The following is a 24426-nucleotide window of genomic DNA, read 5'->3' on the forward strand; positions in this document are numbered from 1 at the left end:
TCCCGCGTTCGCCGAAGCGCGCCGAATTAGTTGCTGAAAACCGCGATCCGACATGCTTGCATGGCTATGGATTTTTCAGGTGTTTTTGCTGGTTATCTGGTGGATGCGCCTCCGTGAAAGGCGTTTTCACCAAGAATTTCCTTCAATTACCGTCTGTTAAATAGTGATTATTTCTGTGGTCGAATTCCTATACTGCGCGCAACTGACGTTCAAAATAAGAAACGTCGCGTGCCCCACGCGACGTGGGAGGCAGCGATGCGCGTTCTGGTTCTCGGCAGCGGTGTGATCGGCACCGCCAGTGCTTACTATCTGGCCCGTTCCGGTTTCGAAGTGGTGGTGGTCGACCGCCAGCCCGGCCCGGCCCTGGAAACCAGCTTCGCCAACGCCGGCCAGGTTTCCCCCGGCTACGCCTCGCCCTGGGCCGCCCCGGGCATCCCGCTGAAGGCCATGAAGTGGCTGCTGGAGAAGCACGCGCCGCTGGCCATCAAGCTCACCGGCGACCCCAGCCAGTACGCCTGGATGTGGCAGATGCTGCGCAACTGCAACGCCGCCAGCTACGCGGTGAACAAGGAGCGCATGGTGCGCCTGTCCGAGTACAGCCGCGACTGCCTCGACGAACTGCGCGCCGAAACCGGCATCGCCTACGAAGGCCGCACCCTGGGCACCACCCAGCTGTTCCGCACCCAGGCCCAGCTCGACTCCGCCGCCAAGGACATCGCCGTGCTGGAAAGCTCCGGCGTGCCCTATGAAGTCCTCGACCGCGCCGGCATCGCCCGCGTCGAGCCGGCCCTGGCCAAGGTGGCCGACAAGCTGGTCGGCGCCCTGCGTCTGCCCAACGACCAGACCGGCGACTGCCAGATGTTCACCACCAAGCTGGCCGAACTGGCCCAGGGCCTGGGCGTGGAGTTCCGCTTCAACCAGAACATCCAGCGCCTGGACTTCGCCGGCGACCGCATTAATGGCGTGTGGATCGACGGCCAACTGGTCACCGCCGACCACTACGTGCTGGCCCTGGGCAGCTACTCGCCGCAGATGCTCAAGCCGCTGGGCATCAACGCCCCGGTCTACCCGCTCAAGGGCTACTCGCTGACCGTGCCGATCACCAACCCGGACATGGCGCCGACCTCGACCATCCTCGACGAGACCTACAAGGTCGCCATCACCCGCTTCGACCAGCGCATCCGCGTCGGCGGCATGGCCGAGATCGCCGGTTTCGACCTGTCGCTGAACCCGCGCCGCCGCGAAACCCTGGAAATGATCACCACCGACCTTTACCCCGAGGGCGGCGACGTCAGCCAGGCGACCTTCTGGACCGGCCTGCGCCCGGCCACCCCGGACGGCACCCCGATCGTCGGCGGCACCCGCTACCGCAACCTGTACCTGAACACCGGCCACGGTACCCTGGGCTGGACCATGGCCTGCGGCTCGGGCCGCTACCTGGCCGACCTGATGGCGAAGAAGCGCCCGCAGATCAGCACCGACGGCCTGGACATTTCCCGCTACAGCAACGCCTCGGAGGCTCAGAATGGCCATCCAGCGCCTGCACACTAATGGCCGCATGAGCCAGATCGTCGTCCACAACGGCACCGTCTACCTGGCGGGCCAGGTGGGCGACGACATGGCCGCCGGCGTCGAACAGCAGACCCGCGAAGTCCTGGCCAGCATCGAGCGCCTGCTCGAAGAGGCCGGCACCGACAAGACGCGCATCCTCTCGGTGACCATCTACCTGAAGGACATCGACGCGCACTTCGCCGGCATGAACGCCGTCTGGGACCAGTGGTTGCCGCAAGGCACCGCCCCGGCCCGCGCCACCGTGGAAGCCAGGCTCTGCGAGCCGGAGATCCTGGTGGAGATGTCGGTGGTCGCGGCCCTGCCGTAAACCCTTTGCGTGGGGCCTGGTCGGATTGCCAGGCCTTTTTTTGCTTCACGGCCTTCGTCGGCGCGGGTTCGCCCGTGGCTGCGCCGTACCCGAATAACAGAGAGTTCCCGCCATGCGTCCAGCCCGTGCCCTGATCGACCTCCAGGCCCTGCGCCACAACTACCGCCTGGCCCGCGAAGTCAGCGGCGCGCGTGCGCTGGCGGTAGTCAAGGCCGATGCCTACGGCCACGGCGCGGTGCGCTGCGCCAAGGCCCTGGAGGCGGAAGCCGACGGCTTCGCCGTGGCCTGCATCGAAGAGGCTCTGGAGCTGCGCGAAGCCGGCATCCGCGCGCCCATCCTGCTGCTGGAAGGCTTCTTCGAGGCCAGCGAGCTGGAGCTGATCGAGCGCCATGACTTCTGGTGCGTGGTGCACTCGGCCTGGCAACTGGAGGCCATCGAGCGCGCCCGCCCGGCCAAGCCGCTGACGCTGTGGCTGAAGATGGACTCGGGCATGCACCGCGTCGGCTTCTTCCCGCAGGACTACGCCGCCGCCCTGGCGCGCCTGCAGGCCCTGCCGCACGTGGCCAAGGTGGTGCTGATGAGCCACTTCGCCCGCGCCGACGAGCTGGACTGCGCACGCACCGAGGAGCAGGTCGCCGCCTTCGAGGCCGTGCGCGCCGGCCTGGGCCAGCCCTACGAGGTCAGCCTGCGCAACTCCCCCGGCATCCTCGGCTGGCCGAGCGTGCCCAGCGACTGGGTGCGCCCGGGCATCATGCTCTACGGCGCCACCCCCTTCGAACAGGCCCAGCCGCTGGCCGACCAGTTGCGCCCGGTGATGACCCTGGAGTCGAAGATCATCGGCGTGCGCGAACTGCCGGCCGGCGAGCCGGTAGGCTACGGCGCGCGCTACGTCGCCGAGCGCCCGGTGCGCGTCGGCGTGGTCGCCATGGGTTACGCCGACGGCTACCCGCGCCACGCGCCGGACGGCACCCCGGTGTTCATCGACGGCCAGGCCAGCCGCATCATCGGCCGGGTGTCCATGGACATGCTCACCGTCGACCTCACCGACCTGCCCGGCGCCGGCCTGGGCAGCCGCGTCGAGCTGTGGGGGCCGAACGTCCCGGCCAGCCAGCTCGCCAGCCTGTGCGGCAGCATCCCCTATCAATTGTTCTGCAACCTCAAGCGCGTACCGCGGGTCTACAGCGGCGACTGAGCGACGAACTGCGTAAAGTTTGCGCAGTATCCGAGGCCGATCTGTTGTAAATACTGAACGGTGTTGCCATGATACGGGCACTTCGGAACCCGCTCGCCGCAAGGCGCAGGCGGGTTCCGCCCGTTAGAGCCTGGCAGAACAAGAAATAAGATAAGGAGGACCCCACCCTTGGACGTTGGCGCTCGCCTGCAAGCCATCCGTAAACTCAAAGGGCTGTCCCAGCGTGAACTCGCCAAGCGCGCGGGCGTCACCAACAGCACCATCTCGATGATCGAGAAGAACAGCGTGAGTCCGTCGATCAGCTCCCTGAAGAAGGTGCTGGGCGGCATCCCCATGTCCCTGGTGGAGTTCTTCTCCCTGGACATCGAGCAGGACAGCAACACCCAGGTGGTCTACAAGGCAGACGAACTCAGCGACCTGTCCGACGGCGACATCATCATGAAGCTGATCGGCAAGGCCTATCCCAGCCGCGCCATCACGCTGCTCGACGAGACCTACCCGCCAGGCGCCGACACCGGCGACGACATGTACTCCCACGAAGGCGAGGAGACCGGCGTGCTGGTCGAAGGCCGCCTGGAGCTGACCGTCGGCGACGAGGTGTACGTCCTCGAAAGCGGCGACAGCTACTATTTCGACAGCACCCGCCCGCATCGCTTCCGCAACCCCTTCGATGCGCCGGCGAGGCTCATAAGCGCGACGACTCCGGCAAATTTTTAGAGGCGGCGGAGCCGCCTGCGACCGTATGACGCAAGGCCCTCGCGGGCCCTGCAATTGTTTCAGACGCGCGCTCTTCCGTTATACTTGCGGCCGCCCGCGCTACCTAGACTGCGATGGAAACCGTGCCCGGGCGTACAAGCCACGATGAGGGTAAAAGGGTGAACCTGATAAAGAAAATCCTGGTGGCCCAGGCCGCCGTATTGGCCCTGATGGCCGCTGGCGCCCAAGCCACGACCAATGACGACATCGCCAAGCGCCTGGAACCGGTGGGCAAGGTCTGCGTCCAGGGCAAGGAGTGCGAAGGCGTCGGCGCTGTCGCTTCCGCCGGAGGTGGCGGTGCGCCGCGTTCGGGCGAAGAGATCGTCGGCAAGGTCTGCACCACCTGCCACGGCACCGGCCTGCTGGGCGCGCCCAAGGTTGGCGACAAGGGCGAGTGGGGTAAGCGCGCCAAGGAGCAGGGCGGCCTCGATGGCCTGCTGGCCAAGGCCATTTCCGGCATCAATGCCATGCCGCCGAAAGGTACCTGCGCCGATTGCTCGGACGACGAGCTGAAGGCAGCCATCAAGCACATGTCCGGCCTCTGAGCCACGGGCTGGCAGGAAAAGCCGATTACGGGCCGATGCTGTCCGCTCAAGAAAGAATGCCGTTTCTCTGGTTGGGGAAACGGCATTTTTCATAGGGGGGTGGGGCTGGGGCTTGGCTTGCAGAGTGGGGCCTTGGCTCCGCGCGTCGATCCCCATCCCTCATGCTCGCGAACAGACTCCGCTGCGGGGCTCATTCGCTAGCAAGCTCGCTCCTACGCCACCCCACCCACGCCATTCCCCTGTAGGAGCGCGCCCTGCGCGCGAATCGCGGGCAGGGCCCGCTACGGTTCCAGGAAGCACGGCTTTTCGTAGGATGGCGTTGAGCGAAGCGATACCCATCAGCGCAACCGCATGGGTTTCGCAAGCTCAACCCATCCTACGAAAAGCACCTCGACGCAAACAGTTGCTCCTACGGTTCCAGGAAGCACGGCTTATCGTAGGATGGTGTTGAGCGCAGCGATACCCATCAGCGCAACCGCATGGGTTTCGCAAGCTCAACCCATCCTACGAAAAGCACCTCGACGCAGACAGTTGCTCCTACGGTTACAGGAAGCGCGACTTTTCGTAGGATGGCGTTGAGCGAAGCGATACCCATCAGCGCAACCGCATGGGTTTCGCAAGCTCAACCCATCCTACGAAGAGCACCTCGACGCAGACAGTTGCTCCTACGGTTACAGGAAGCGCGGGCGGAGCGGACTTTGTCCGCGATTGGATTTACCGGCCACGCCGGACGCCCCGGTTGCACGAACGGCCCCCTCCGCTGAACCACCGCGCCACTTGAATGAAAAGACGCCGGAGCCTCCCCGCCGGTTTCCGGTCCAAACTTGGACAGGCAACCACGGAGGATCGCACCTTGGCGCACCACTGCACCCTCGACGAAGCCGTCGACCACCTGCTGGCCGGGCTCGATGGCCCGATTCGCCTGGGCCTGCCGTTGGGCCTGGGCAAGCCCAATCACCTGGTCAACCTTCTCTACCGGCGCCTGGGCGAGCAGCCGGCGCGCCAGCTGACGCTCTACACCGCGCTGTCGCTGGGCCGCCCCCAGGCCGGCAGCGAGCTGCAGCGGCGCTTCCTCGAACCCTTCGTCGAACGCCTGTACGGCGACTACCCGGAACTCGACTACCTGCGCGACCTGCGCCAGGGCAGCCTGCCGCCGAACGTGCGCGTCGAGGAATTCTACCTGCAGCCGGGCAGTCTGCTGGACAGCGCGCCGGCGCAGCAGAACTACATCAGCTGCAACTACAGCCACGTCGCCCGCGATCTCGACGCCAAGGGCATCAACGCCGTGGCCCAACTGGTCGCCCGCGATCCGGCGCGGCCCGGGAGGCTGAGCCTGGCGTGCAACCCGGACATCACCCTCGACCTGCTGCCCATGCTGCGCCGCCGCCGCGCGGCCGGCGAGCGCATCCTCTGCATCGGCGTGGTGCACCGCGACCTGCCGTACATGCCGGGCGACGCCGAGGTCGACGAAGATATCTTCGACCTGCTGGTGGAACAGCCGGCGGATACCAGCACGCTGTTCTCCTCGCCCTACATGCCGGTGGGCTGGCAGGACCACTGCATCGGCCTGCACGCCAGCGCCCTGGTGCGCGACGGTGGCACCCTGCAGGTCGGCATCGGCGCCATGGGCGATGCGGTGACCTCGGCGCTGCTGCTGCGCCAGCGTGACAACACCGCATACCGCGCGCTGCTCGCCGAACTGGAGATCGCCGAGCGCCACGCCGGGCTGATCGACCGCGAAGGCGGCTTGGGCGCCTTCACTCAGGGCCTCTACGGTTGCAGCGAGATGTTCGTGCCGGGCCTGCTGGACCTGGCCGAGGCCGGCGTGCTCAAGCGGCAGGTTTATCCACAGGTGGAACAGCAGTGCACGGACGCCGACGGCGTCTGGCTGCACGCTGGCTTCTTCCTCGGCCCGCAGGCCTTCTACCAGCGCCTGCGCGAACTGCCGGCCGAGCGCCTGGCCGGCATCGCCATGACCGGCATCGGCTTCGTCAACAACCTCTACCGCGATGAGGAACTCAAGCGCCTGCAGCGCCGCGACGCGCGCTTCATCAACAGCGCCTTCACCGTCACCCTGCTCGGCGCCGGGGTGGCCGACCAACTGGAGGACGGCCGGGTGATCAGCGGTGTCGGCGGCCAGTACAACTTCGTCGCCCAGGCCCACGAACTGCACGGCGGGCGCTCCATCCTGCTGCTGCGCAGCTGGCGTGAGAGCGGCGGCGAGGTCAGCTCGAACATCGTCTGGAGCTATGGCCACACCACCATCCCGCGGCACCTGCGCGACATGGTGGTGACCGAGTACGGCATCGCCGACCTGCGCGGGAAGAACGATGCCGAGGTGATCGAAGCGCTGCTGGCCATCGCCGATTCACGCTTCCAGGACGGCCTCATCGCCGAGGCCAAGGCGGCGGGCAAGCTGCCGGCAGATTTCGAGCTGGACCGGCGCCACCGCGACAACCTTCCCGAACGCCTGCAGACGCTGTGCGCACAACACCGCGAGGCCTTGCCGGAATACCCGCTGGGTTGCGATTTCACCCCGGAAGAGCGCGACCTGCTGCGGGCGCTGACCTGGCTGAAAAGCAAGCTCCGGCTCAGCGAGATTCTCGAGCTGGGCAAGGCCACCCTGGACGCGCCGGAGCCGGAGGCTTTCCCGGCGCACCTGCAGCGCATGGGCCTGGAACAGCCGGATGGCCTGCGCGAAGAGCTCTACCAGCGGCTGATCCTGGCCGGCCTGCACGCCACCCGGGACGGCTTTATGTAGGCGCGAACGAAGGGCATGAAAAAGGCGGGAACCCTTGCCGGGCGCCCGCCTTTTTCACCGCGCAGCCTGGATCAGTCGAGGAACTCGACCTCGCCGCCGGCCAGGGACTTCACCCGGGCCAGGGATTCGACGCGGTAGCCTTCGCTTTCCAGCAGCTTGCGGCCGTCCTGGAAGGACTTCTCGATGACGATGCCCAGGCCGGCGATGCTCGCCCCGGCCTGCTGGATCAGGTCGATCAGCGCCTTGGCGGCGTGGCCGTTGGCGAGGAAGTCGTCGATCACCAGCACGTGGTCGGCGGCGGTCAGGTGCCGCGCGGAGATGGCGATGGTGCTCTCGGTCTGCTTGGTGAAGGAGAACACCTTGGAGATCAGCAGGTCGTTCTTCAGCGTCAGCGACTGGAACTTGCGGGCGAAGATCACCGGGATGCCCAGCTCCAGGCCGGCCATGACCGCCGGGGCGATGCCCGAGGCCTCGATGGTGACGATCTTGGTGATGCCCTGGCCCTTGAAGCGTTCGGCGAACTCGTGGCCGATCTGCTTCATCAGCAGCGGGTCGATCTGGTGGTTGAGGAAGGCGTCTACCTTGAGGACCTGGTCGGAGAGGACGACGCCTTCGCTGCGGATTTTGTCTTTGAGGGTGTTCAATTGAGGGCTTCCTGGCGGAGCTGAGGCCGCTGATGAAGCGCGCAATTCTACCTCGTAAGCGCCGGCCTGCGCGACCTTCCGACAAAAGAAGAAGCTGATCGGATGGACAGCTTCCGCTGGCCGTCGCCGTGGCATTCCATTGTAGGAGCGCGCCCTGCGCGCGAATCGCGGGCAGGGCCCGCTTACAGGTTGGTGGCGCATTTCCCGTCCGTGCCAGCATCGTAGGATGGGTTGAGCGAAGCGATACCCATCGCCACGACCGCATGGGTTTCGCAAGCTCAACCCATCCTACGAAGAGCGCTTCGGCGCGCAGGCTCAGCGCTTGAGCAGCGCGCGGATGTCCGCCAGGGCCGCGTTGCCCTTGGCCGCCTTGACCTCCACCGGGGCGTCTTCCTGGCCTTCCCAGACCAGGTCTTCCGGCGGCAGCTCGTCGAGGAAGCGGCTCGGCGAGCAGTCGATGATCTCGCCGTACTGCTTGCGCTTGGCGGCGAAGGTCATGGCCAGGTTCTTCTTCGCCCGGGTGATGCCGACGTAGGCCAGGCGCCGTTCTTCCTCGATGCTGTCGGCCTCGATGCTGGAGCGGTGGGGGAGGATTTCCTCCTCCACGCCGAGGATGAACACGTAGGGGAATTCCAGGCCCTTGGAGGCGTGCAGGGTCATCATCTGCACGCCGTCGGCGCCTTCCTCTTCCTCCTGCTGGCGTTCGAGCATGTCGCGCAGCACCAGCTTGGCGATGGCCTGCTCGATGGTCATGTCGCCGTCCTCGTCGCGCTCCAGGGTGTTCTTCAGCGCCTCGATGAGGAACCAGACGTTGCCCATGCGGAAGTCGGCGACCTTGTCGCTGGAGGCGTTCTGCCGCAGCCAGTTCTCGTAGTCGATGTCCATCACCATGCTGCGCAGCGCGCCGATCGGGTCGGAGCCCGCGCACTGCTCGCGGACCTTGTCGATGAAGCGCTTGAAGCGCTGCAGGCGCTCGACGAAGCGTGCGTCCAGGTGCTCGGCCAGGCCCAGCTCGCCGCTGGCGGCGAACATCGAGCAGCCGCGCTCGGTGGCGTAGTTGCCGAGCTTCTCCAGGGTCGCCGAGCCGATCTCGCGGCGCGGCACGTTGATCACCCGCAGGAAGGCGTTGTCGTCGTCCGGGTTCACCAGCAGGCGGAAGTAGGACATCAGGTCCTTCACTTCCTGGCGGGCGAAGAAGCTGGTGCCGCCGGACAGGCGATAGGGAATCTGGTGGTGCTGCAGCTTCAGCTCGATCAGCTTGGCCTGGTAGTTGCCGCGGTAGAGGATGGCGAATTCGCTGTAGGGCCGCTGGGTCTTCAGGTGGATGGTGAGGATTTCCATGGCCACCCGCTCGGCCTCGGCTTCCTCGTTGCGGCAGCGGATCACCCGGATCGGGTCGCCTTCGCCCATCTCGCTCCACAGCTGCTTCTCGAACACGTGGGGGTTGTTGGCGATGAGCACGTTGGCGCACTTGAGGATGCGGCTGGTGGAGCGGTAGTTCTGCTCCAGCATCACCACCTTCAGCGAGGGGAAGTCGTCCTTCAGTTGCATCAGGTTTTCCGGGCGCGCGCCGCGCCAGGCGTAGATCGACTGGTCGTCGTCGCCGACCACGGTGAAGTGCGCGCGCTGCTGCACCAGCAGCTTCACCAGCAGGTACTGGCTGGCGTTGGTGTCCTGGTACTCGTCCACCAGCATGTAGCGCACGCGGTTGCGCCACTTCTCGAGGATGTCCGGGTTGTCCTGGAACAGCTTCACCGGCTGCAGGATCAGGTCGTCGAAGTCCACCGCGTTGTACGCGCGCAGGGTGCGCTGGTAGTGCAGGTAGACCATGGCGGCGGTCTTTTCCTTGGGGTTGCGCGCCTGGGCCAGGGCCTCCTCGGGCAGGATCAGGTCGTTCTTCCAGCCGCCGATCAGGTTCTTGATCTCGTCCAGGCCGTCGTCGCCGGAATACTCCTTCTGCATGATGTCCGTCATCAGCGCCTTCACGTCGCTCTCGTCGAAGATCGAGAAGCCGGGCTTGTAGCCCAGGGCGGCGTATTCCTTGCGGATGATGTTCAGGCCCAGGTTGTGGAAGGTGGAGACGGTCAGGCCCTTGCCTTCGCCGGGGCGCAGCAGGGTGCTGACGCGTTCCTTCATCTCGCGCGCGGCCTTGTTGGTGAAGGTGACGGCGACGATGTACTGGGCGCGGATGCCGCACTGCTGGACCAGGTAGGCGATCTTGCGGGTGATCACGCTGGTCTTGCCGGAGCCGGCGCCGGCCAGCACCAGCAGGGGGCCGCCGACGTAGTTCACGGCCTCTTGCTGCCGGGGGTTGAGTCGGGACATGGTTCGGGAAGGGTATCGATGGCGAAGCGGGCGGCCATTCTACCAGCCTCGCCCGGGGCTGCGGAAAAACGGCGATCTGTGACGCCGTCGCGCTTCGCCGTTTTGGATAAATTCATACTTGTATTAGGCTTGTGGCTGCATTAGTTGAAGAAAACTCTGAAGAGTTTCTTGGTTCTGCGCCGACAGACGGCCTCGTCCGGGCGCTGGAACGCCAATCCGGATGGCCGGGGCATGGGATGGCGCCCGGGGCATTCCTTTTCTTTTCATGGGGGTCGCTTGGCTGCGTCGGTCGAGTCCACGCGCCTGCTCCTGCTGGCTGAAACGCCGCAGTGGGCCCAGCTGCTGCGCGAGCATCTCGCCGCGCTGGGCAACGCTTATTCGCTGATCACCGCGCCTTCCTGGGAGTCCGCCCGCAGCCTGTTCGACGAGGACGAGGTCGGCCTGGTGCTGGCGACCCCCGGCAAGCTGCCCTCGCGGGACAACTGCCGGCTGCCGATCATCCTGCTGCTGGAGCGCGAGCCCGCGCAGACGCCCGCCGGCGTGGCCGACTGGCTGACGCCGCAACTGAGCAGCGAGGTGCTGCGCCGTTCCCTGCGCTACGCCCGCGAGCGCAGCGGCCTGGAGGCCACTTTGCAGCGCCTGGCCGAACAGGACCCGCTGACCGGCATCGCCAACCGCCAGGGCTTCCAGACCTTGCTGGCCGCGCAGCTGGACGAGTTCCAGGGCCGCGGCCTGGCCCTCGGCCACCTCGACTTGGACAACTTCCGCCACGTCAACGACGCCCTCGGCCACCAGGCCGGCGACCGCCTGATCCTGCAGGTGGTGGCGCGCCTGCGCTCGCACCTGGAGCACGGCGACCGCCTGGCCCGCCTGGGCAGCGACGAGTTCGCCCTGCTGCTGGACACCCGCCGCGACCCACGGCGCGCCGAACGCCTGGCCGAGCGCATCGTCGAAGTGCTGGGCGAGCCCTACTGGGTGGAAGGCGAGAGCCTGCTGCTGGGCTGCAGCCTTGGCCTGGCCCATGCCCGTTCCGGCGACAGCGCCGACGCCCTGATGTGGCACGCGCACATCGCCATGCAGCAGGCCAAGATGCGCCAGGGCTGCACCTTCCATCTCTTCGACGAGCGCATCAACCGCGGCGCGCGCAGTCTGGCCGAGCTGGAGAGCGAGCTGCGCCGGGCCCTGCGCCGCGACGAACTGGAACTGCACTACCAGCCGCGCCTGGACCTGGAGAGCGACACCATCGTCGGCCTCGAGGCCCTGGTGCGCTGGCGCCACCCCAGCCGCGGGCTGCTCACCCCGGGGGATTTCGTGCCCCTGGCCGAGGAGAGCGGGTTGATCGTGCCGCTGGGCTACTGGGTGATCGCCCGCGCCCTGCGCGACATGCAGTGGCTGCTCGGGCGCGGCCTGCCGCCGCTGCACATGGCCATCAACCTGTCGTTCCGCCAGTTCCAGGACAGCCAGCTGCTGCCCACGCTGCAACGGCTGATCGCCGAGCGCGGCGTGGATGCGCGCTGGCTGGAATTCGAACTCACCGAAACCGCCGTGATGCGCCGCAGCGAACAGGTCCTGCAGACCATGCAGACGCTGGGGCAACTGGGCGTGCGCTTCTCCCTGGACGACTTCGGCACCGGCTTCTCCTCCTTCGTCCACCTCAACAGCCTGCCGATCACCCTGCTGAAGATCGACAAGAGCTTCGTCGGCGGCATGTCCGAGCGCGCGGAGAACCGCCAACTGGTGCGGGCCATGATCAACCTGGCGCACAACCTCAACCTGGAGGTGGTCGCCGAGGGCGTGGAAAGCGCCGACCAGCGCCAGCTGCTGCGCCAGTTCGGCTGCGACCAGGTGCAGGGCTACTGGATCAGCCGCCCGCTGCCGTTGCCCGAGCTGGCGCGCTTCCTGGTGTTCGGCGCCGGACGCGCGCTCAGGCAGCAGGACCCGGTCGGCAACTGAAGCCCGGTTCCGCCATCGGCTGCAGCAGCCGCGCGGTGCGTGCCTCGAAGGCCAGGCACAGGCCCAGCGCGGTGCACGCCAGCCCCGCCGCCAACCCCCACCAGACGCCGTGCGGGCCCCAGCCGAAGGGGAAGGCCAGCAGCCAGGCCAGCGGCACGCCCGCCAGCCAGTAGCCGGCCAGGCCCACCAGGAAGGTGGTGCGGGCATCCTTGAGGCCGCGGATGGCGCCCATGGCGATGCTCTGCAGGCCGTCGAACAGCTCGAACCAGGCGGCGATCGCCAGCAGGCTCACGGCCAGTTGCACCACCGCCTGATTGGCCGGTTGCTCGAGATCGAGGAACAGGCCGATGACCTGGCGCGGTGCCAGCCAGAACAACAGGGCGAAGGCGAACATGCACAGCGCGCCGAAGCCGATGCCCACCCGCCCGGCGCGGCGCGCCTCGAGCAGGCGGCCGGCGCCGTAGTGCTGGCCGATGCGGAAGGTCACCGCGTAGGAAATCCCCACCGGCACCATGAAGGCCAGGTACACCGACTGGATGGCGATCTGGTGCGCGGCCAGCGCGGTGGCGCCGATCGCCCCCATGCACAGGGTGGCCACGGTGAACATGCCCGACTCCACCGCATAGGTACCGCCGATCGGCAGGCCCAGGCGCAGCGTCTCGGCGATCTCCCGGCGCTGTGGCCGGCCCAGGCCGCGCAGCAGTGGGTAGCCGGCGTAGGCCGGGTGCCAGCGCAGGTACAGCGCGAGGATCAGCGGCAGCAGGTTCATGACGATGGCGGTGACCAGGCCGATGCCGGCCAGGCCCAGGCGCGGCAGGCCGAACCAGCCGTCGAGGAAGGCGTAGTTCAGGCCCAGGTTGGCCAGCGCGCCGAGCGCGCTGATGGCCATCACCGGGCCGGGCCGCTCGATGGCGCTGGTGAAACCGCGCAGCACCATGAAGGCCAGGTAGCCGGGCAGGGCGAAGAGAATGCTGTGCAGAAAACTCATGGTGCCATGCACCGTCTCCGGCGCCTGGCCGAGCGCCAGCAGCAGCGCCTCCAGGTGCCACAGCAGGGCGCCGGCGAGCAGCGCCAGGCCCAGGCCGACCCACAGCCCCGCCTGGGTGGCGGCGGCCGCGCTGGCGCTGTCGCGCGCGCCATGGCGGATCGCCACCAGGTTGCCGGTGGCCGCCACCACGCCGCTGCACACGGTGGAGACGAACGCATAGGTGGAGGCGCCCAGGCCCCCGGCGGCCAGGGCGTCGGGGCCGAGCTTGCCCATCATCAGGGTGTCGGTGAAGACCATGGCGACATAGGCCAGCTGGGCGGCGATCAGCGGCCCGGCCAGGCGCAGGATGGCCTGCAGTTCGGTGCGGTAGGGGGTGGGCATGGCATGAGTCTGGTTTGGGCGGCGCCTGGCGCCTCCCGGGTTCATCGATTCGCCCATTCTGGTGGGCCGCCAGGCCTTCCCACAAAAGGAAAAAAGCGATGCAATGCATGAGTCAGACTCATGCCTGAAGGCCCGCCATGCCCCGTCGCCTGCCCCCGCTCTATGCCCTGCGCGCCTTCGAGGCGGCCGCCCGGCACGCCTCCTTCACCCGCGCCGCCGAGGAACTGGCCATCACCCAGAGCGCGGTGAGCCGCCACGTGCGCACCCTGGAGGAGCACTTCGACTGCCAGTTGTTCCAGCGCCAGGGCCGCCAACTGCGCCTGACCGAGCCGGCGCGCCTGCTGCTGCCGGGCCTGCGCGATGGCTTCGACGCCCTGGAGCGCGCCTGCGCCAGCCTGCACAGCGACGAGGACGTGCTGCGCCTGAAGGCGCCCTCGACCCTGACCATGCGCTGGCTGCTGCCGCGCCTGAGCATCTTCCGCATGGCCAACAGCGATATCGAGGTGCAGCTGACCAGCGCCTGGATGGACGTCGACGAGGTGGACTTCGCCCGCGAGCCCTTCGACTGCGCGGTGCTGCTCGGCGCCGGGCGCTTCCCGGCGGAATGGGAGAGCTGCCTGCTGTTCCCCGAGTGGCTGATCCCGGTCGGCGCCCCGCAACTGCTGGACGATGGCCCCTGGGACGTCGAGCGGCTGGCCGCCGCGGAACTGCTGCACCCCACGCCGGACCGCCGCGACTGGCGCCGCTGGCTGCAGCGCGTGGGCCTGGAGGAGCAGGTGTCGCTCAAGGGCGGCCAGGTCTTCGACACCCTGGAGCTGGGCATAGTCGCGGCCACCCGCGGCTACGGCCTGTCCATCGGCGACCTGGTGATGGTCGCCGAGGACGCCGCCGCCGGCCGTCTGGCCCTGCCCTGGCCCTGTGCGGTGGCCAGCGGCGAGAGCTACTACCTGGTCTGGCCCAAGGCGCGGCGGCAGCAGGAGCGCCTGCGTCGTCTGAGGGATTTTCTTCTGGCCGAAGTCAGCGCAATGCGACTGCCGCAGGTTGAAATGCTGGAGTAGGTTGTAGGGCGTTTCCGCGGCCCCTGCGACTGGAGCGCGCATGCGACGCCCGACCGTCTGTCTGGCCCTTTGCCCCCTTGCTACGGTCGTGGCGGAGGGGAAACGCCCGGCCGTCAACGATGGGCCAAAGCCCGTGTCGCCGCGCCTTCCCCGCCATTCGCAACCGGGGGAACATTCGATGAAAACCTATGGACTACTGTTCGGCATCCTGCTGCTCGGCGGCCTGGCCAACGACGCCGTGGCCGCCACCGAGCTCAAGCACTGGCCGGAGCCCGCGGCGAAGCAGCTCGACGCGCTGATCGCGGCCAACGCCAACAAGGGCGCCTACGCCGTCTTCGACATGGACAACACCAGCTACCGCTACGACGTCGCCGAGGCGTTGCTGCCGTACCTGGAGAACGAGGGCGTGCTGACCCGCGACAAGCTCGACCCTTCGCTGAAGCTGATCCCCTTCAAGGACCTCAAGGGCAAGAAGGAGAGCCTCAACAGCTACTACACGCGGCTCTGCGAATTCGACCACCGCGTCTGCTACCCCTGGGCCGCACAGGCGCTTTCCGGCCTGACCCTGCGCGAACTCAAGGGCCACCTCGACGCCATGATGGCGAGCGGCAAGCCGGTCAAGAGCGACTACTACGACGGCGACACCCTGCGCACCGTCGAGGTGCAGCCGCCGCAGCTGTTCACCGGCCAGCAGGAACTGTTCAAGCGGATGATGGAGAACGGCATCGAGGTGTACATCCTCACTGCCTCCCACGAGGAACTGGTGCGCATGGTCGCCAGCGATCCGAAGTACGGCTACAACGTCAAGCCGGAGAACGTCATCGGCGTCAGCACCCTGCTCAAGGACCGCAAGACCGGCGCAGTGACCACCGCGCGCCGGCAGATCAGCGAGGGCAAGTACGATCCCGAGGCCAACCTGGACCTCGAATTCACCCCCTACCTGTGGACCCCGGGCACCTGGATGGCCGGCAAGACGGCGGCCATCCAGACCTACATCGACCCGTGGAAGAAACCCATCCTGGTCGGCGGCGACTCGCCCAGCAATGACGGCCACATGCTGTTCCACAGCACGGCGGACGACGGCATGCGCCTGTGGGTGAACCGCAAGGCCAAGTACATGGACCAGCTCGAAGGCATGATCAAGAAGAACGCCGAGGCCCAGGCCAAGCTGGGGCAGCCGGTGCGCGCCGACAAGAACTGGCTGGTGGTCACGCCCGAGGAGATTCTCTGAGCCAGCGGCGGGCGGCGCCCCCTGCGCTGCCCGCCGCTTCCAGGCATGCCCTGTCGCTCCTGGCCAAGTCCTGGCGCGCAGGCAACGCCCGAGGTCGCGTTCATCGCAGGACTGCAACACGGCTTTGCTAGGGTGAATGCTGGACTAGTCCAGGGAACGGCCCGCGCCGGGTCCTTCCACCCACAAGACCACCTCGGGGGAAACCAGATGAAACCCATGCGCACCCTGCTCGCCGCGCTGCTGCTCGGCGGCCTGGCCAGCAGCGTCTTCGCCGCCACCGAACTCAAGCACTGGCCGGAACCGGCCGCCAAGCAGCTGGACGCCCTGATCGCGGCCAACGCCAACAAGGGCGCCTTCGCCGTCTTCGACATGGACAACACCAGCTACCGCTACGACCTGGAAGAGTCGCTGCTGCCCTTCCTGGAAATGAAAGGCGTGCTGACCCGCGAGAAACTGGACCCGTCGCTGAAGCTGATCCCCTTCAAGGACGTGGGCGGCCACAAGGAAAGCCTGAACAGCTACTACTACCGCCTCTGCGAGGTCGACGACCTGGTCTGCTACCCCTGGGTCGCCCAGGTGTTCTCCGGCTTCACCCTCAAGGAACTCAAGGGCTACGTCGACGAACTGATGGCCTACGGCAAGCCGATCCCCAGCACCTACTACGAGGGTGACGCGGTCAAGACCATCGAGATCAACCCGCCGAAGGTCTTCACCGGCCAGCAGGAGCTGTACAACAAGCTGATGGAGAACGGCATCGAGGTCTACGTGATGACCGCAGCCCACGAGGAACTGGTGCGCATGGTCGCCAGCGATCCGAAGTACGGCTACAACGTGAAGCCGCAGAACGTCATCGGCGTCACCACCCTGCTCAAGGACCGCAAGACCGGCGCGCTGACCACCGCGCGCAAGCAGATCGGCGAGGGCAAGTACGATCCCAAGGCCAATATGGACCTGGAGATCACCCCCTATCTGTGGACCCCGGCGACCTGGATGGCCGGCAAGCAGGCCGCCATCCTCACCTACATCGACCAGTGGAAGCGGCCCATCCTGGTCGGCGGCGACACCCCCAGCAGCGACGGCTACATGCTGTTCAACGGCACCGCCGAGAACGGCGTCCACCTGTGGATAAACCGCAAGGCCAAGTACATGGACCAGCTCGACGGCATGATCAAGAAGAACGCCGAGGCCCAGGCCAAGCTGGGGCAGCCGGTCACCGCGGACAAGAACTGGGTGATAGTGACGCCGGAGCAGATCCAGTAGCGCGGGTTCGGCCGGCCCCGGCTCAGCGCCGGGGCTCGGCCAACTGCTGCAGGCCGTGCTCCAGGCTGGCGGCGGACAGCTCGCCCATGTGACTGTGGCGCAGGCGGCCGTCGGCAGCGTAGAAGAAGGTGGTCGGCATGCCGTAGGCGCCGGTGGCCTGGCCGAGCTGGTTGCCGAGGTCGAGCAGGACTTCCCTGGGCTTCAGGTTCTGGCTGGCGAGGAAGCTGGTGATGGCTTCAGCCGGTTCGCCCTGGTTGACCAGCACGAAGCGCACGTCCGGGCGCGCCTGCTGGGCGGCTTCCAGCACCGGCATCTCGCGGCGGCAGGGCGGGCACCAGGTGGCCCAGAGGTTGACCACCAGCGGGCGGCCGTCCAGTTGGCCGAGGCTCACCGGGCGGCCTTGCAGGTCGCTCAGCGCCAGGGCAGGCAGTTGCTGGCCGCGGTCCAGGGCGGAGACCACCGCCTTGCCGCCACCCCAGACGCAGAGGCCGCTCACCAGGGCGATGGCCAGCGGCCGGCGCAGGCTGTTGCGGCGCCAGACCAGCCAGGCGCCGAGCAGGGCCGCGGCGAGGGCGCCCGGCCAGGCGAGGAAGCCGCCGTCGCGGATGTCCAGCATGCTCCAGGGGGCCGCTGCGTATTGCCCGGCGTAGCGCGCGACGAAGGCCAGGCGCGCCACCAGCAGGCCGGCCAGGAGCATGGCGAAGAGCGCGCCCTCGGGGTTGCCGCCGCGCCTGCGTCCGGCCAGCCAGCCGCCCAGCAGCGCGGCGAGGAAGCCCAGGTAGAGCAGGGCCTGGGGCATGGGAATGGCGAGCGGGCCGAGGATCAGGCTGGTCATGACGGTCTCCGGAAGGCAGGCCGCGAGTATCGCAGCCCCGTGCCGGTGGGCGGGAGCTGTGCTGTGGATAAATGTTTCGATTGTGCCTTGTCGCCCGGCACGGTATTTCCCTATAGGAGCGCGCCCTGCGCGCGAATCGCGGGCAGGGCCCGCTTACCCCCGCCGGCAAAGCACCCCGTAGGATGGTGTTGAGCGAAGCGATACCCATCACCGCGGCCGCATGGGTTTCGCAGGCTCAACCCATCCGTTGAGGCGCACCTTGGTGCAGCCGGCAAGACAGCCACCCCTACGACCGTGCCTCCCCAACACCGTCGCCCAGGCGCTATGCCCCTTCACGCCAGGACGACATCCTCCCCGGCCTCGGCGTGCAGTTCCTCCACCAGCCGTGTGGCGCAGGCGCCGACCTTGCGCACGGCTTCTTCGATGCGCGGCAGGTCGCGGTTGGAGTAGTTCATGCGCAGGCAATTGCGGTACTTGCCGGCGGCCGAGAAGATGCTGCCGGCCGCCACCTGCACGCGCTCGGCCTGCAGTTCGCGGTTCAGCCGCACGCTGTCGAACTGCGGGTGCAGTTCCACCCAGAGCATGAAGCCGCCCTGTGGCCGGGTGGCGCGGGTGCCTTCGGGGAAGTAGCGGGCGATCCAGTCGGTCATCAGGTCGCGGTGGCGCTGGTACTGGGCGCGCATGCGGCGGATGTGCGGCTCGTAGTGGCCGCCGCCGACGAATTCGGCCAGGGCCATCTGCGGCTGCGGCGCGCAGGTGCCGCTGGCGATGTACTTGAGGTGGAGGATGCGGTCCAGGTAGCGCCCCGGCACCACCCAGCCGGTGCGCAGGCCCGGCGCCACGGTCTTGGAGAAGGAGCTGGCCAGCAGCACGCGGTCGTCGCTGTCGAAGGACTTGATGCTGCGCGGCCGCGGGTAGGCATAGGCCAGCTCGCCGTAGACGTCGTCTTCCAGGATGGGCACGTCGTAGCGCTGGGCCAGGCTGAGCAGGGCGCGCTTGCGCGCGTCGGGCATGATGTAGCCCAGCGGGTTGTTGCAGTTGGGGGTGAGCAGGATCAGCTTCACCGGCCATTGCTCCATGGCCAGTTCCAGGGCCTCCAGGCTCACCCCGTTGGTCGGGTCGGTGGGGATTTCCAGGGCCTTCAGGCCTTGGGCCTTGAGCGTCTGCATGGCGCCGTGGAAGCTCGGCGAATCGATGGCGACGATGTCGCCCGGCTGGCAGATAGCGCGCAGGGTGATGGCCAGCGCCTCCTGGCAGCCGGTGGTGATGATCGTTTCGCTGGGCGGCACCTGGCAGCCGGAGTCCAGCATCAGCCGGGAAATCTGTTCGCGCAGCGCCAGCGAGCCCTGCAGGCCTTCGTAGCCCAGTGCCTGCAGGTCGGTGCGCCGCGCGGCGTTGGCCATGGCGCGCTGCAGTGGCTTGAGCGAAGGACTGGCGATGTCCGGGGTGCCGCGGCCGAGCTGGACGAAGTCGCCGCCGGGGGCGTGGCGCACCTGCTCCAGCACCTGGTCCCACTGCGATACGTCCACCGGCCGTTGCGCCGGCCGGGTCATCGCCGGCATGGCCGGCTGCGGGCGCCGTTCGGGGACGAAGAAGCCGGACTTGGGCCTCGGCTCGACCAGCCCGGCATCCTCCAGCACCCGGTAGGCCTGCTGCACGGTGCTGATGCTGACGCCGTGCTCCTCGCTCAGTGAGCGCACCGAGGGCAGGCGGTCGCCGGGGCGGTACAGCCCCTGCTCGATGCGCTCGCCGAGGGTGGCGGCCAATTGTGCGTAGCGTTTCATGACAGATGCCCCGTGCCGCATCGTGGCGGAAAAGACCAGTACAGATCGGGCAAAAGTACGCCATTCAGTTGGTTTTTTCCGCTGTCTGTATGGAAAAAATTCAATTTCTTTGAATCTGTAATGCAGGCTGCCCTTTCGCCACTCTATCCACAGGCTCGGAGGAGGAGTGACGACATGAACGGCATGACAGACGTGCGCTTGACCTTGTATCAGCGCGAACTGCTCGGCATCGACGACGGCAGCCTGGCGCCGCGCGGCCCGGCGGAAAGCCGCTGGCGCCAGTTCTGGCGGCGGGTGCGCACGCGCAGGCAACTGCTGGAGCTCAGCGACGAGCAGCTGTGTGACATCGGCATTTCCCGCGAGCAGGCGCGCATCGAGGCGCTGCGGCCGTTCTGGCGCTGCTGAGGCTCAGTGCCCGGCGCGGTATTGCAGGGCCTCGGCCAGGTGCGAGCGGGCGATGCGTTCGGCGCCTTCCAGGTCGGCCAGGGTGCGGGCGACCTTGAGGATGCGGTGCAGGGCGCGCAGGGACAGGTCCAGGCGCTCGCCGGCGGTTTCCAGCCAGGCCTGGTCCTGATCGTCCAGTGCACAATTATGGTGCATCGACTTGAGGTCGAGAACGGCGTTCGCGCAACCCTGTCGCGCCAGCTGTCGTTCGCGGGCGCTGGCCACCTGCGCGGCGACCTCGGCGCTGCCCAGGCTGCCATTCTGAGGGACGAGACGCGTGGTCTCGCGGCCAACGGTCAGGTGCAGGTCGATGCGGTCCAGCAGCGGGCCGGAGAGCTTGGCGCGGTAGCGCTGGATCTGCTCCGGGGTGCAACGGCAGCGGCCGCAGGGGTCGCCCAGGTAGCCGCAGGGGCAGGGGTTCATCGCCGCCACCAGTTGGAAGCGCGCCGGGAAGCGCACCCGGCCGTTGGCCCGGGCGATCACGATTTCTCCCCCTTCCAGGGGCTCGCGAAGCACTTCCAGGACCTTGCGATCGAACTCCGGCAGCTCGTCGAGAAATAGCACGCCTTCGTGGGCCAGGGTGATCTCCCCGGGTTGCGGCCGGCTGCCACCGCCCACCAGCGCGGCAGCCGAGGCGCTGTGGTGCGGCTGGCGGAACGGGCGCTGCGGCCAGTGCGTCAGCGGCCCGCGCCCGGACACGGAGTGGATGGCCGCCACCTGCAGCGCCTCGTCTTCGCTCAGCGGCGGTAGCAACCCCGGCAGGCGGCTGGCCAGCAGCGTCTTACCGGTGCCCGGCGGGCCGCTCAGCAGCAGGTTGTGCGACCCGGCCGCGGCCACCAGCAGGGCGCGCTTGGCCGCGGCCTGGCCCTGGACCTCGGCGAGGTCGGGGTAGGGCGGGGTCTCCCGCAGCAGGCCGCGGGCCTGGTAGGGCGCCAGGGGTGTCTGGCCGGTCAGGTGCGCGGCCAGTTCCAGCAGGTGGCCGACGGCGTAGACGGTCAGGCCGCTGGCCAGGCTTGCTTCCTCGGCATTCTCCTTCGGCACCACCAGGGCGCGGCCGGCCGCGCGCGCCGCCAGGGCCGCCGGTAGCACGCCCTGCACCGGGCGCAGGGCGCCGGACAGGGCCAGTTCACCGAGGCATTCGAGGCCGTCCAGGCTGGCGCCGGCCAACTGGCCGTTGGCGGCGAGCAGGCCCAGGGCGATGGCCAGGTCGAAGCGTCCGCCGTCCTTGGGCAGGTCGGCCGGGGCGAGGTTGAGGGTGATGCGTCGGGCGGGGAATTCGAAGCCGGAGTTGAGGATGGCGCTGCGCACGCGATCCTTGCTTTCCTTGACCGCGGTTTCCGGCAGGCCGACCAGGGTCAGCGACGGCAGGCCGTTGGCCAGGTGCGCCTCGACGGTGACGCCGGGAGCCTCGACGCCGACCTGGGCGCGGCTGTGGACGATGGCCAGGGACATGGATGGGGGCAGCCTCTTCCCTCACAAACCGCCAGTCTAGGGGGTCAGGGAAGCCGGGACCATGCTCGGAGTCGCTGTAATGCTGCCGATGTCCTGTGGGAAGTTTCTTGTTGGCCCGGGTTGGTGAACACGAACGGGAAGAAAAGCGGGAGAGGAATCGCTCTCTCCTTTCCCAACCCCTGCGGCTTATTCGGCCTCGGCGGGCGGCGTGAGTCTGGCTTCCAGTTCGGCGACCTTGGCCTCCAGCGCCTCCAGGCGGGCGCGGGTGCGGGCGAGCACCACCATCTGGCTGTCGAACTCGTCGCGGCTGACCAGGTCGAGCTTGCCGAAGGCGCTCTGCAGCAGGACCTTGAACTGCGCCTCCAGCTCGGCGCGGGGCAGCGGCGATTCACCGCCGAAGAGGCGGCTGGCCTGTTGGCCGAGGGCGTCGAGGAAGGCTTTGGGCGGCAGCATGGCGAGGGTTTCCGGTTGGGACTGGGTGGGGAGTCTATCACGCTGCCCGGTGCCGCTGGCGCGGACCGGGCAGCCGCCGCAGGTTCTGCGCGTTAGCGCGGGGGATCGGCCTGGGCCGTGGACAGGTCCGCGAAAACCTCGGCGAACATGGGCGCCAGGAGCCGGCTGCCCGCCGCGTTGAGGTGGTTGTCGTCGGCGTAGTAGGCCTGTCCTTCCCGGCCGCCGTAGCATTGCCTTTCGTCGCACAGGTAGGGAAGCGGATCGAGAATGTTCACGCCGCAGGCTTCCCGGGCGCGGTCCTGCACGCTCCAGACGAAGCCGTTGCGCGCCTCGTAGTCGGCCCGGCTGAGGGTGACTTGCGGCGCCTTCCCCTGGAGCATCTTCCGGCTCATCACATCCGGTACGTCGACGCGCATTTCCGGTATCGGCCGCACCAGGTAGACCGGACGCTGCCGCGCCAGGGCGCAGGCGTGGTCGATGTAGAGCCGGGCGAACGCTTCGAGCCATTCGCTGCTGGGCTCGTCCACGGGCGAGCTGATGTAGGCCTGCGGCCGGTTCTTGCGGTTCTGGTCGATGCCGTTGTAGCCCAGCGGGTAGACGGAAGTGCGGGTGACGATGATCAGCGGCACCCGGCCGGGCGCGTCGTCGAGTTCGGCCGGCAGTTGCCGGCGCAGGCGGTTGCAGGTGTCTTCCGGGTTGTCGCGCGGGTGTTCGCGGATGTGCAGCCCGGGGACCGGCAGGCAGGCTGGCGCGGCCCGCAGGTAGATGCCCTGGCCGGCGTCGGGCAGCGCGAGTTGCGCGGCGGTGACCACGGAGGCGGCATGGCTGTCGCCGATGAGCATGGCCTGGATGTCCGGCCCCCCATACACGCAGCCCGCGCCCTTGCTCAGGCACTCCTCGTTGCGCGGCGTGCCCTGCAGGGCCTGTTCGCGCATCGCCAGGATGTCCGCGGGCATCCGTTGCGGGAAGCCTTTCGCCCTGACCACCACCTGCGCCAGGTAGCCGGCGAGGATCATCAGGCCGGCCAGTCCGGCCACGGCGAACGCCCGCCTGCCCGTGCCCAGCCAGCGCCGCGTCGGTCGTTCCACCAGCCGGTAGGAAAGCTCGCCCAGTATCAGCGTCAGCAACAGGGCTGCGGCGATCCACAGGGGCGTTTGCCGGTGGCCGGCATGGAACAGCCAGGCCACCAGCGGCCAGTGCCACAGGTACAGGGAGTAGGAGCGCGTGCCCAGCCACTGGACGGCGCCATGGGTGCACCACGGCGAGGTTTCCCGCCGGGCCGCCAGCACCATGGCGGTTCCCAGGGTTGGCAGCAGCGCCAGTGCGCCGGGCCAGGCGGCGGATTCGTCGAGCAGGAACACCGACGCCCCTATCAGCGCCAGGCCGCCGGCTTCCAGCAGGCGCCGCGCCGTCGCCGGGAGCCCGAGGTTCGAGCAGAGCAGGAAGCACAACCCGCCCAGGAGCATTTCCCAGGCGCGGGCGGGCAGGAGGTAGAAAGCCTTTTGCGGATGGCTGGCGGTCAGCGCGATGCACAGCGCCAGCGAGCAGGAGAACAGCGCCAGGTGCACGCCCACGAGCGTGCCGCGCCGGGGCAACAGCTTCCAGGCGAGGGCGAGGATGAGCGGCAACGCCAGGTAGAACTGCCATTCGACGGACAGCGACCAGGTGTGCAGCAGCCATTTCGCCTGGCTGGCGCTGTCGAAGTAGCCGGCTTCCTTCAGATACAGGTGATTGGACAGGAAGGCCAGGGACTGTCGGGCGTGCCGGCCGAGGGTCTTGTAGTCGTTCGGCGCCAGCAGCAGCCAGCCGATGGCCAGCACGACCGCGCAGACCAACAGCAACGCCGGAAGGATGCGCCTGGCTCGGGCCCAGTAGAACGCCAGGACGGAGAAGTCGCCACGCTGCAGGCCGGTGCCGATGATCCCCGCCATGAGGTAGCCGGAGAGCACGAAGAACACGTCCACGCCGGCGAATCCGCCGGCCAGTCCGCCGACGTCGAAGTGATAGAGGATGACCGCGACCACCGCCAGGGCGCGCAGGCCGTTGATGTCCTGCCTGAAGTGGTTGGCGGGCGTGGGGGTCGCCTGGCCGGGCCAGGCGCGGCGGCTGGGGAGAAGGCTCATCGCTGGTTGTCCGCAAATCGGCGAAAGATAGGTCTTTCGACTCCTGCGGCGACGCCCGCTCGGATACTGAGGAACTTGCCTTCAGGCTTTCGGAAAATCCCTTCGGATAGATGGCCCTGGTCCAGCGCTGGTCGAGCCTCTTCCCTATGGCGCAGTCCGGATGGCCCTGGTCGGCCCCCGCGTTGGCCGGAAAAAGCAGGGCGCTGCACGATTTTTGCGCAGGCATGGCGGCAGGACTGCCCGCTTCTGGTGCGCGACATGGCACCCGGCCATCGCCCGGCGCGCGGTGTTTTTCGCTAAGCGGCTGAATCGCCGGGCTTTTCGCCGAGCTGGCAAGCTTCCTGCTTTGGGGCTGGCATAGC

18 protein-coding genes and 1 pseudogene are annotated in these 24426 nt (G+C 67.8%); 11 read left to right on the plus strand and 8 right to left on the minus strand.

Going from position 1 to position 24426, the window contains the following annotated elements; all coding sequences use genetic code 11:
- The first annotated feature begins 255 nt into the window (after positions 1 to 255).
- The 6 genes from dadA to QSJ95_RS21415 all read left to right on the plus strand — a co-directional run bounded on the left by dadA (position 256) and on the right by QSJ95_RS21415 (position 7133).
- A complete protein-coding gene (gene dadA / locus QSJ95_RS21390; RefSeq protein WP_043268135.1) occupies positions 256 to 1551 on the plus strand; it encodes a D-amino acid dehydrogenase in 1296 nt (431 codons plus the stop codon).
- A complete protein-coding gene (locus QSJ95_RS21395) occupies positions 1526 to 1879 on the plus strand; it encodes a RidA family protein (protein WP_043268137.1) in 354 nt (117 codons plus the stop codon). Before dadA ends, QSJ95_RS21395 begins: the two co-directional genes overlap by 26 nt.
- A 112-nt stretch (positions 1880 to 1991) precedes the next feature.
- A complete protein-coding gene (gene alr / locus QSJ95_RS21400; RefSeq protein ID WP_043315016.1) occupies positions 1992 to 3071 on the plus strand; it encodes an alanine racemase in 1080 nt (359 codons plus the stop codon).
- Between the two features lie 168 nt (positions 3072 to 3239).
- Entirely contained in the window at positions 3240 to 3788 is a 549-nt protein-coding gene (locus QSJ95_RS21405; RefSeq protein WP_009614094.1) for a cupin domain-containing protein, read from the plus strand.
- Between the two features lie 158 nt (positions 3789 to 3946).
- Positions 3947 to 4372 carry a c-type cytochrome gene (locus QSJ95_RS21410; protein ID WP_009614092.1) on the plus strand — a complete coding sequence of 142 codons (426 nt, stop codon included), beginning with the start codon at positions 3947 to 3949 and terminating at the stop codon, positions 4370 to 4372.
- A gap of 922 nt (positions 4373 to 5294) precedes the next feature.
- Positions 5295 to 7133, plus strand: a complete 1839-nt coding sequence (locus QSJ95_RS21415; protein ID WP_285645300.1) for an acetyl-CoA hydrolase/transferase C-terminal domain-containing protein — start codon at positions 5295 to 5297, stop codon at positions 7131 to 7133.
- A gap of 71 nt (positions 7134 to 7204) precedes the next feature.
- Here QSJ95_RS21415 and QSJ95_RS21420 read toward each other — a convergent pair whose 3' ends face one another.
- Positions 7205 to 7777 carry a xanthine phosphoribosyltransferase gene (locus tag QSJ95_RS21420; RefSeq protein ID WP_009614088.1) on the minus strand — a complete coding sequence of 191 codons (573 nt, stop codon included), beginning with the start codon at positions 7775 to 7777 and terminating at the stop codon, positions 7205 to 7207.
- A gap of 315 nt (positions 7778 to 8092) precedes the next feature.
- Positions 8093 to 10102 carry a DNA helicase Rep gene (gene rep / locus QSJ95_RS21425; RefSeq protein ID WP_285645165.1) on the minus strand — a complete coding sequence of 670 codons (2010 nt, stop codon included), beginning with the start codon at positions 10100 to 10102 and terminating at the stop codon, positions 8093 to 8095.
- Between the two features lie 231 nt (positions 10103 to 10333).
- Here rep and QSJ95_RS21430 point away from each other — a divergent pair, with 231 nt between their 5' ends.
- Positions 10334 to 12055 (plus strand): putative bifunctional diguanylate cyclase/phosphodiesterase, encoded by a 1722-nt coding sequence (locus QSJ95_RS21430; protein WP_009614084.1) that lies wholly within the window; start codon positions 10334 to 10336, stop codon positions 12053 to 12055.
- Here the strand turns inward: QSJ95_RS21430 and QSJ95_RS21435 are convergent.
- Positions 11956 to 13424 (minus strand): annotated as a pseudogene (locus QSJ95_RS21435) (NorM family multidrug efflux MATE transporter). The gene QSJ95_RS21430 and the pseudogene QSJ95_RS21435 sit on opposite strands and share 100 nt — an antisense overlap.
- A gap of 137 nt (positions 13425 to 13561) precedes the next feature.
- Between QSJ95_RS21435 and QSJ95_RS21440 the strand changes: the two are divergent.
- The 3 genes from QSJ95_RS21440 to QSJ95_RS21450 all read left to right on the plus strand — a co-directional run bounded on the left by QSJ95_RS21440 (position 13562) and on the right by QSJ95_RS21450 (position 16973).
- The gene (locus tag QSJ95_RS21440; protein WP_043315021.1) at positions 13562 to 14482 is read left to right on the plus strand and encodes a LysR substrate-binding domain-containing protein; all 921 of its coding nucleotides are present in this window, start codon (positions 13562 to 13564) and stop codon (positions 14480 to 14482) included.
- 178 nt (positions 14483 to 14660) lie between these two features.
- Entirely contained in the window at positions 14661 to 15713 is a 1053-nt protein-coding gene (locus tag QSJ95_RS21445) for an HAD family hydrolase (protein ID WP_285645172.1), read from the plus strand.
- Between the two features lie 207 nt (positions 15714 to 15920).
- Entirely contained in the window at positions 15921 to 16973 is a 1053-nt protein-coding gene (locus QSJ95_RS21450; protein ID WP_058488046.1) for a hypothetical protein, read from the plus strand.
- 22 nt (positions 16974 to 16995) lie between these two features.
- Here QSJ95_RS21450 and QSJ95_RS21455 read toward each other — a convergent pair whose 3' ends face one another.
- Together QSJ95_RS21455 and QSJ95_RS21460 are read right to left on the minus strand one after the other, a co-directional pair.
- Positions 16996 to 17808, minus strand: a complete 813-nt coding sequence (locus QSJ95_RS21455) for a TlpA disulfide reductase family protein (RefSeq protein ID WP_285645174.1) — start codon at positions 17806 to 17808, stop codon at positions 16996 to 16998.
- 332 nt (positions 17809 to 18140) lie between these two features.
- Positions 18141 to 19592, minus strand: coding sequence for an aminotransferase-like domain-containing protein (locus QSJ95_RS21460; RefSeq protein WP_043268158.1), 1452 nt, complete (start codon positions 19590 to 19592; stop codon positions 18141 to 18143).
- A 174-nt stretch (positions 19593 to 19766) separates the two neighbouring features.
- Between QSJ95_RS21460 and QSJ95_RS21465 the strand changes: the two genes are divergently transcribed.
- Positions 19767 to 19997, plus strand: coding sequence for a DUF1127 domain-containing protein (locus QSJ95_RS21465; RefSeq protein WP_276213670.1), 231 nt, complete (start codon positions 19767 to 19769; stop codon positions 19995 to 19997).
- Between the two features lie 3 nt (positions 19998 to 20000).
- Here QSJ95_RS21465 and QSJ95_RS21470 read toward each other — a convergent pair whose 3' ends face one another.
- The 3 genes from QSJ95_RS21470 to QSJ95_RS21480 form a co-directional block, all read right to left on the minus strand.
- Complete coding sequence (locus QSJ95_RS21470; RefSeq protein ID WP_285645176.1) at positions 20001 to 21488, minus strand: YifB family Mg chelatase-like AAA ATPase; 1488 nt, start codon at positions 21486 to 21488, stop codon at positions 20001 to 20003.
- 186 nt (positions 21489 to 21674) lie between these two features.
- A complete protein-coding gene (locus tag QSJ95_RS21475) occupies positions 21675 to 21941 on the minus strand; it encodes an accessory factor UbiK family protein (protein WP_009614069.1) in 267 nt (88 codons plus the stop codon).
- Positions 21942 to 22033: 92 nt separating this feature from the next.
- Complete coding sequence (locus tag QSJ95_RS21480) at positions 22034 to 24064, minus strand: acyltransferase family protein (protein ID WP_285645178.1); 2031 nt, start codon at positions 24062 to 24064, stop codon at positions 22034 to 22036.
- Positions 24065 to 24426: the final 362 nt, after the last annotated feature.

Origin of the sequence: Pseudomonas sp. NBRC 100443 (assembly GCF_030268185.1) — a bacterium.
GTDB classification, from domain to species: Bacteria; Pseudomonadota; Gammaproteobacteria; order Pseudomonadales; family Pseudomonadaceae; genus Pseudomonas; species Pseudomonas citronellolis.